General features: G+C 66.3%; 6 protein-coding genes and 3 pseudogenes. 6 read left to right on the forward strand and 3 right to left on the reverse strand.

Features of this window, described 5'->3' with window-relative positions:
- Positions 1-228: pseudogene (locus tag DI272_RS43190) on the forward strand (hypothetical protein); the annotation flags it as partial.
- Positions 229-676: 448 nt separating this feature from the next.
- Positions 677-1,420, forward strand: coding sequence for an SMI1/KNR4 family protein (locus tag DI272_RS43195; protein WP_258314849.1), 744 nt, complete (start codon positions 677-679; stop codon positions 1,418-1,420).
- On the opposite strand, the pseudogene DI272_RS43200 reads toward DI272_RS43195, so the two are convergent.
- The 3 genes and pseudogenes from DI272_RS43200 to DI272_RS44825 form a co-directional block, all read right to left on the reverse strand.
- A pseudogene (locus tag DI272_RS43200) lies at positions 1,391-2,221 on the reverse strand (IS5 family transposase). The gene DI272_RS43195 and the pseudogene DI272_RS43200 overlap by 30 nt on opposite strands.
- A gap of 380 nt (positions 2,222-2,601) precedes the next feature.
- Positions 2,602-3,894, reverse strand: a pseudogene (locus tag DI272_RS43205) (IS256 family transposase).
- 388 nt (positions 3,895-4,282) lie between these two features.
- Complete coding sequence (locus DI272_RS44825; RefSeq protein WP_219933916.1) at positions 4,283-4,522, reverse strand: hypothetical protein; 240 nt, start codon at positions 4,520-4,522, stop codon at positions 4,283-4,285.
- Between the two features lie 160 nt (positions 4,523-4,682).
- On the opposite strand from DI272_RS44825, the gene DI272_RS45845 reads away from it, so the two are divergent.
- From DI272_RS45845 to DI272_RS44830, 4 genes are all read left to right on the forward strand, one after another.
- Positions 4,683-5,057: a hypothetical protein gene (locus DI272_RS45845; protein WP_258314936.1), complete on the forward strand. Its 375-nt coding sequence runs from the start codon at positions 4,683-4,685 to the stop codon at positions 5,055-5,057.
- Entirely contained in the window at positions 4,949-6,991 is a 2,043-nt protein-coding gene (locus tag DI272_RS43215) for an RHS repeat-associated core domain-containing protein (RefSeq protein ID WP_258314850.1), read from the forward strand. Before DI272_RS45845 ends, DI272_RS43215 begins: the two co-directional genes overlap by 109 nt.
- Positions 6,992-7,047: 56 nt before the next feature.
- Complete coding sequence (locus DI272_RS43220; RefSeq protein WP_146238433.1) at positions 7,048-7,230, forward strand: hypothetical protein; 183 nt, start codon at positions 7,048-7,050, stop codon at positions 7,228-7,230.
- Between the two features lie 334 nt (positions 7,231-7,564).
- Positions 7,565-7,723, forward strand: a complete 159-nt coding sequence (locus tag DI272_RS44830) for a hypothetical protein (protein WP_181387492.1) — start codon at positions 7,565-7,567, stop codon at positions 7,721-7,723.
- Positions 7,724-7,847 lie beyond the last annotated feature (124 nt).

Consider the following 7,847-nt stretch of genomic DNA (forward strand, 5'->3'; position numbering starts at 1 on the left):
GACAACACGTTCGTGGTCGTCCAGCCGGACGAGGACGATCCTGTCTGGTTCGCCTCCGTGGCCGTCCTCGATGAAGGCGGTTACGAGATCGTCCGCCGTGACACCTCCCGCAACGAGCACAAGGTCACCACGGCCACGAGCGTCAACGACATCGCCCGCGACCTCACCATCTGGATGGCCGCCCGCGACTTCCCCGGACGGCCCACCAAGCAGGTCAGCGAGTTCTAAAACACGCCCTAGCTCCACGTGATCGCGGACAGAGCTGACCGGGCCTGAGTTCCAGTTGATGGTCAGGCCGGCGGTCACCGCGTCGAAGGCGCTGCGCAGGCCGACGGCGAAGCTGCTGATGTCGGCGGGATCCAGCGTGCCATGACTGGTTGCCGCGTCAGGAAGAACAAGATGGAAAAGGCCGCGCTGACAGCGAAGCTCAACACCACGATGCCAACAGCTATCCCGAGCGGTGCAGCCCTACATGTATCGCCGCCGTAAGAGCTCGTAACACGATCTTGGTGGTGTCGTCGAGGCATCGCGTTCGTCGCATCCATGCTGGGCCGCTCTGGCGAGCTGCCAGGCTACGGACTGGTCCTGGAGGGCGGCGCTCTCTGGCGGCCTGATGGTCTCTTGGCGATGCGGCTCGGGCTTCCGATACGTTCTGTGGCAGAGTGGCAGCTTCGACGTGGCCCACGCTCTGGACGGCGGGATTTCCGATCGGGAGCGGGCATGGACGTTCATCCGCACCTTTGCTGCCGCTTGGGGCGATGCGCTGGCCGAGGACGACGGCACTCCCAAGGCGGAACTGGAGCAGGCGGAGGAGATGCTCGGCCGCTCCCTGCCGACTGCGCTGCACGAGTTCTATACGTTCGCGGGTGGCCGGCCCGACCTGGTCGCCAGCCAGGATCCGCTGCTGCCGCCTCACGAGGTGTTCGTGCATGACGAGTGTGGCGGTGTCCTCGTCTTCCGCAGCGAGAACCAGGGCTGTGCCTTCTGGGGCGTGCGACTTACCGACCTTGATCGGGACGATCCTCCGGTGCTCGTTCAAGCGCGGCACGGCTGGGTGCCGTTCTTCGAGCGGGTGTCCCTGGCCTGCGTCGAACTCGTACTGAGCGAGGCACTGTTCGGCGGTGGGGGACGGCTGTACAACGCGTGCGAGCTGCCCGCGGACCTGCTTGGTGCGGTACCCGAACACTTTCAGCGGGTCCAACTGCCGGACTACCCAATGTGGACAGGTCCGGAGGACTTCCCCGTGCGTTGGTTCTCTGCCCCGGGCAAGCTGCTGCGCCAAGATGGCCTGGGCGTCCACAGCTGGCTTCACGTCCGGGGCCGGACCCGCGCCGATCTGGATGCGATCTGCGCCGCCGTTCCTGGACGGTGGTCCTTGGGATACACCGAGTCACTCAGCTCCGACCCGCTGCCCTTCTGATCTGCTGCGGACCTTCTTGAGGCGTCTCCAGCAGATGAGGCCGCAGGCCAGGGCGACGAGGGCGTCGTGCAAGTCGAGGCGTCTTTCTCAGCGGACAGTCAGGCGCTTGAAGTGGTGCAGGAGCGCGAAAGTCTGTTCGACGACGTAGCGGAGCTTGCCGAGGTCCTTGACGTTGGGGGCGCCCTTGCGGGAGATCACCGGCAGGATCCGGCGCTTGCGCAGCTCGCGCCGGTTGGGGTCGCTGTCGTAGCCCTTGCCGCCAAGAAGCGCGTCGGGGCGCCTACGCGGCCGGCCGGGCCTTCCGGCCATCGGCGGGATGCCGTCGACCAGTGCCAGGGTCTGAGTGACGTCGTTGACGTTGGCCGCGGTGGTGATGACCTTGAACGGGGTACCCCTCCCGTCGCAGATCAGATGGTGTTCACTGCCCGTCTTCCCGCGGTCGACCGGTGACGGGCCGGTCGCCTCGCCCCCTTTTTTCGCGCGGATGGGGGAGGCATCCACGCAGGCCCGGGTCCAGTCCAGGGCGTCGGCCGCGTGCAACTCGGCGAGCAGGATGCGGTGCAGCGTCTCGAAGACTCCGGCCTCGTGCCACCGACCCAGCCAGCGCCAGCAGGTCTGTCCGGAGCCGAACCCCAGCTCCAGCGGTAGCAGTTGCCAACTGACGTCGCTGTGGAGCACGTACAGGATGCCCTGCAGGCACCGCCGGTCATCCACCGGCCTCGGACCGGGAGCCTTCCGCGGCCACGGCGGCAGCAACGGCTCGATCAGCTCCCACAGTTCGTCCTCCACAGCACGGCCGATTCCCCACACCTCACGAACGGCGGAATCGTCGTACCGGCCACGCCCCCCTTGCACACATCCACAAGATCGTGTTACGAGTTCTCAACAGCATGGCTTCCTCAGAGTTTCCCCACGCCGGTCAGGTCTGCTGTTGAAGGCGCGCGGCACTGCTGGCCAGTTCTTGTGGCGCAGCCCCGAGCGGCTGGCCCGGACATCCATCGTGCGCCATCAGCCACGGCCTCCTGTTGCCATTGCTGTCTCGAAACTTCCGTTGGTCTTCGACGAGGGCACTCCAGGCATCGCGGTCGGAGGGTCTTCCGCCAGCACCGATGTGTTCAGCCTCGTCCGCGCGGAGTGAGACCGGGACTGTCAAACGAGTGGTGTAACTGCGGTAGTTGAGATTACTGACGGGCCGCTGACAGTCGGCCGTCGAAGGTGATGTCGAAAGCGTTCAGGGCGGTCTTCCAGTGCATGGTCCGGCGGGCCTGGCCCTTGCCCGTGGGATCGAGCGACATGATCGCCATGTAGACGCACTTCAACGCGGCCTGCTCGGTGGGGAAGTGTCCGCGAGCTTTGACCGCTCGGCGGATCCGCGCGTTGACCGACTCGATCGCGTTGGTGGTGCAGACGATGCGCCGGATCGCGGTGTCGAACCGCAGGAAGGGGGTGAACTCCTCCCAGGCGTTCTCCCACAGTTTCACGATCGCCGGATACTTCCTGCCCCAAGCGTCGGCGAACTCCGCGAGCCGGTCCAGGGCGGCCTCCTCGGTCGGCGCGGTGTAGACGGGCTTGAGGAGACGCGCGATCTTGTCCCAGTCCTGGCGGGCGGCATAGCGGAAGGAGTTCCGCAGCAGATGCACGACGCAGGTCTGCACGATCGTCTTGGGTCAGACCGTCTCCACCGCTTCGGGCAGGCCTTTCAGCCCGTCGCAGACGAGCATGAGTACGGCGCTGACGCCGCGGTTCTTGATCTCGGTGAGGATGTGCAGCCAGTGCTTGGCACCCTCGCCGCCGTCACCGGCCCACAAGCCCAGGATCTCCCGCCGGCCCTCGATCGTGACCGCCAGAGCCACGTAGATGGGCCGGTCGGCGACCGCGCCGTCGCGGATCTTCACGTGGATGGCGTCAATGAAGACCACCGGATAGACGGCGTCGAGAGGGCGGCTCTGCCATTCGGCCATGCCCTCGAGGACCTGGTCGGTGATGGTGGAGATGGTCTGGCGGGAGACCTCGGCGCCATAGACCTCGGCGAGGTGGGCTTGCACCTCGCCTGTGGTCAAGCCCTTCGCGGCGAGCGAGATGACCATCTCGTCGACGCCGGTCAGGCGCTTCTGCCGTTTCTTGACGATCTTCGGTTCGAAGGAGCCTTCCCGGTCGCGGGGCACGGTTATCTCTACCGGGCCGACGTCGGTCAGCACGGTCTTGGAGCGTTTGCCGGTGCGGGAGTTTCCGCCGTTCTTGCCGGCCGGGTCGTGTTTGTCGTATCCGAGATGGTCCGTGATCTCGCCTTCCAGGGCGGACTCCAGCAACCGCTTGGTCAGCTGCTGCAGCAGCCCGCCTTCACCGGTCAGCTGCAGCCCCTCCGCCTGGGCCCGGTGCACCAGCTCGTCGATCAACTGGTCGTCAACGGCTTTCGCTGACAACGCACTTGCAGACTCGGCACCCGCGGACTCGGACACGTTCTCACTGGTCATCGATGCATCTTCCATGATCGGGAGTTACACCGAACGCCTTACAGTCCCTCAGGCTGTGGGGGACTGACCGGTGAGCACGGTCTGCGGGATGGTCCAAACGAGCTGTTGCGGCCAACTTCGCCCGCAACGGCGACAAGCGGATGGGGAGTCGTGCCTGCTAGGGCCAACGATTCGCCCTCTGTGTTCCGTTTTGCTGTGCTTAAGGGGTGGGGCTGGTTCCGGCACGTGTGCACAGGGGGTCTGGGGGAACGCCCGGCCGGTTTGTGTGTTTCTTGTGTCAGCTTGTGTGCCGCTGGTGACCGTTGGGGTTACCGGGTCTGACTTCCTGTGGGGGGAAGCTGATGCATTCGCGTGCTGCACGCACGCCGTTTCGGCGTGCCCGAAGAACTTACAGAACCGTTTTCGTCTCGGCTGTGACCACGGCCGCGGTGGTGGTCGCGGCGGCTCCAAGTCCGGCGGCGACGCCGAAACCGGAGTTACCCGAGCCGGCAAGTCCCTGGACGAAGCCGACGAAGGTCGAGGCGCCGCCGACCCCGACCGGGGTGACGAAGCCGCCGGCGTCGAAAGCGGAGGCGCCGCCGTCGGCTGAGGTGGCCGCCTGGCGGGCGGCGCAGAAAGCCCGCACCACTGGGGGCGCGGCAGTCGGCTCCGCGTCCCGGTCGGCAGCCGCCGATGCCGGCAGCGGCTATCTGCCCGAGGGGCAGGGCCGGGTGCCGTGGCATCGCATCCTCGACACCCGTCTGGACGACGCGCTGGTGGCGCGGGTGAACGTCTCCGACGGCAACCTGATGCTGGCGGCCACGGACTTCGACATCGCCGGTGTGGGCCACCAACTCCAGCTCACCCGCACCTACAACTCCCTGGAAGCCCCTGGTGCTTCATCTACGGCACCGACACCACCGGGAAGGAGACCACCACCGTCACGGACCCGGACGGCGACGACACCGTCTATACCCACAACAACGACGGTGAGGTCACCAAGGTCACCGACCCGCTCGGCCACTCCCGCCACGCCACCTACAAAAATCACCTCACCCAGACCGCGGTCGACGCGATGGGCACGGGCACGGACGGCACCGGCGGCAACACCACCACCTACGGCTGGGACGCGCGCAACAACGCGACCTCCGCCAAGCTGCCCCTGGGGGCGACGGCGTCGGTGACGGCGTATCAGACGGTCGCGGGAACCGATCTGCCCAACGACTTCACCACCGCGGACGGCCGCAAGGACTCCTACTCCTACGACACCAACGGCAACACCAAGTCGGTGGCGACCTCGGGCACGGCCGGCGGGACCCGCTCCTACACCTACAACCCTGCCACCCCGACCTGCGGCGGCTTCGAGGGCCAGCGGTGCACGGCGAAGGACGGCAACGGCAAAGTCACCTCCTTCACCTACGACAGCGAGGGCAACCTGAAGAAGGTCACCCCACCCGCGCCGCTCGGCGAGACCACCTACACGTACGACGACCTGGGCCGGGTGGAGACCGTCACCGACGGCCGCGGCATCACCACCGTCTACGGCTACGACAACCGCGACCGGGTCAAGACAGTCTCCTCCACCAACGACACCGTCACCTTCTCCTACGACGGTGACGGCAACCTGAAGGTCCGCACCGACGCCTCAGGCACCACGACGTGGGAGTACGACAAGCTGAACCGGGAGAAGGTCCGCACCCTGCAGAGCGGCGCGCAGACCGCGCTGGCCTACACCCCGGGCGGGGACGTCGACTACTACACCGACCCCACCGGCACCACCGACTACACCTGGGACACCGCCGGGCGCCTGGACTACCTCACCGACCCGGCCAGCAAGAAGACCGACTTCGACTACAACAACGACAAGCGCACCCAGACCGTCTACCCCGGCGGCACCACCCAGACCGTCGGCATCGACGAGGACGGCCGCCCCAAGTCGGTCAGGACGACCTCCGGCACGACCACCCTGGTCGACCTGACCTACAGCTACACGAGCGCAGGCAAGGACACCACCAAGATCCGCACCCGCACCGACAACAGCACCAAATACAAAACCAGTTACACCTACGACTCCCAGGACCAGCTCACCTACGCGCTGGAAGCCGATTCGGCCGGCACCCGCACGGCGTCCTGGCTGTACTGCTTCGACAAGGCCGGCAACCTCACCTCCCAGGGCGGCCCCGCCTCCACCTGCCCGGGCAGTACGGTCTTCACCTACAACGACGCCAGCCAGCTCACCGGGCAGAGCGGCTCCCTCACGCCGTGGTCCTACGACAAACTCGGCAACGAGAAGGCCGGCGGACGCGTCGCTGCCTCCACGCGCACGAACGAGACCTGGACGGACTACAGCCAGCTCTCCGCCATCACCACCGGCGGCACGGCCTACGGCCTGGTCCACGCGGGCACCGACAACTTTGAACGCACCAAGCTCGGTTCGACCTGGTTCCACCACACCGCCCTCGGCCTGGCGTCCACGACCACAGGCGGCGTCGACACCGGATTCATCCGCGAACCTGAGGGCACGTTGAACTCCATGACGACTGGGGGGAAGTCCTACTACTACCTCACCGACGCCACCGGCAACGTCCTCGGCCTCGTCGACGACGCGGGCAAGCGGACGCACACCTACGCGTACGGCCCCACCGGCCTGCCCCGCGGCACCACCACCGAGGCAGCCCCCCAGCCGTTCCGCTACACCGGCGCCTACCTCGACCCCACGGGCCTGTACAAAATGGGTGCCCGCTACTACGACCCCCAAATCGGCCGCTTCACCCAACCCGACCCCTCCGGACAGGAAGCCAACCCCTACCTCTACGCCGCTGGCGACCCCATCAACAACAGCGACCCCACCGGACTCTTCAGCTTCCCTGACGTATCAGGAGCCATCGAGTGGGCTTCCCTGACACAGAAGATCATGAGTGGTGACGCACAGGGGGCCTTTGCCGCAAAGGTCGGCATCCTCTCGGGAATCGGCACCGAGGCGGTCTGCGGAGCGGCAGCTGCAGCCGGCGCGGTCCCAACGCTCGGTGCTTCCATCGGCGCAGGCATCACAGGCTGCACGGTGCTGTCCGCAGGCTTCGGAGCGGCAGCGGCTGCCGGAACCGAAGCCGCGTTGTAACCCAGACACCATGAGCGAGTCGGGGATCCGCAAGGATCCCCGACGTGGAGGTATACATGGTCAAAACACTGTTACTCACTGCGGCGGTTGTGGCCGTTCTCCTCATCGTGCTGGGTGTCTCTGCTCTGAGCCAGGGCAAGACCGCCGCCGGTGCGATTCCGATCGTCATGGGGGTAGCAATTGCTGCCTGCTCTGTCTGGGTGCTCCGATTCCAGCGGAAGAAAGGGCACAGCAGTTGAGTGATCTGGACCGCGCGAAGACGACCGAATCCGGAATAATCGTTCCGTCACTCGATGCACCGGCGGAGTTGGTCATCGGAGCATTCGTCATAGCCCTGGCCGTGATTCTCTCGTATTACTTCATACGCAGAAAGTGACACGCCTGCTGCAACTGATCGGCGATCCGCGCGCCCGGCGCCGGGAGGCGCCGGGCGAAACCGTAGTCTCCTGCCGAAGGCGCTCGCGATCGTCCGGTGCCGGAGCCTCAGCTCGGCTGAGGTTCCGGGGATGTCGGGGCGGCCTGCCTGGGCTCCTGCACGCGACGCTAGCGGCAGAGCCTTCTACGGTTCGCGCCATGACAACTGTGATCTTGATGTATGGCCCGGAGCACGGGCGATTCCTCACCACCGAAGCGGTCGAGGGGGAGGTGCTGCGGGAGGCCGGGTGGAGCTACCAGCTGACCGATGACGTGGACGACCAAGGAAGGCGCATCGCACGGGCGTATATGGACTGACCCGGGTGCCACCGGCGGGCGCCCCAGTGGGGGCAGGGCGGGCTGCTGCAGCAGCTGACTAAGACGCCGTTTCTTTTGGTGTGATTGGGGCTACCGGGGCTATGCGTCGGCCCATCCCGCAGTG

Origin of the sequence: Streptomyces sp. Act143, from assembly GCF_003143935.1 — a bacterium.
Taxonomy (GTDB): Bacteria; Actinomycetota; Actinomycetes; order Streptomycetales; family Streptomycetaceae; genus Streptomyces.

Coding starts and splice junctions, on each gene's coding strand:
- DI272_RS45845 (WP_258314936.1), top strand. CDS start 4,683: ATGCTGGCGGCCACGGACTTCGACATCGCCGGTGTGGGCCACCAACTC.
- DI272_RS43215 (WP_258314850.1), top strand. CDS start 4,949: ATGGGCACGGGCACGGACGGCACCGGCGGCAACACCACCACCTACGGC.
- DI272_RS43220 (WP_146238433.1), top strand. CDS start 7,048: ATGGTCAAAACACTGTTACTCACTGCGGCGGTTGTGGCCGTTCTCCTC.
- DI272_RS44830 (WP_181387492.1), top strand. CDS start 7,565: ATGACAACTGTGATCTTGATGTATGGCCCGGAGCACGGGCGATTCCTC.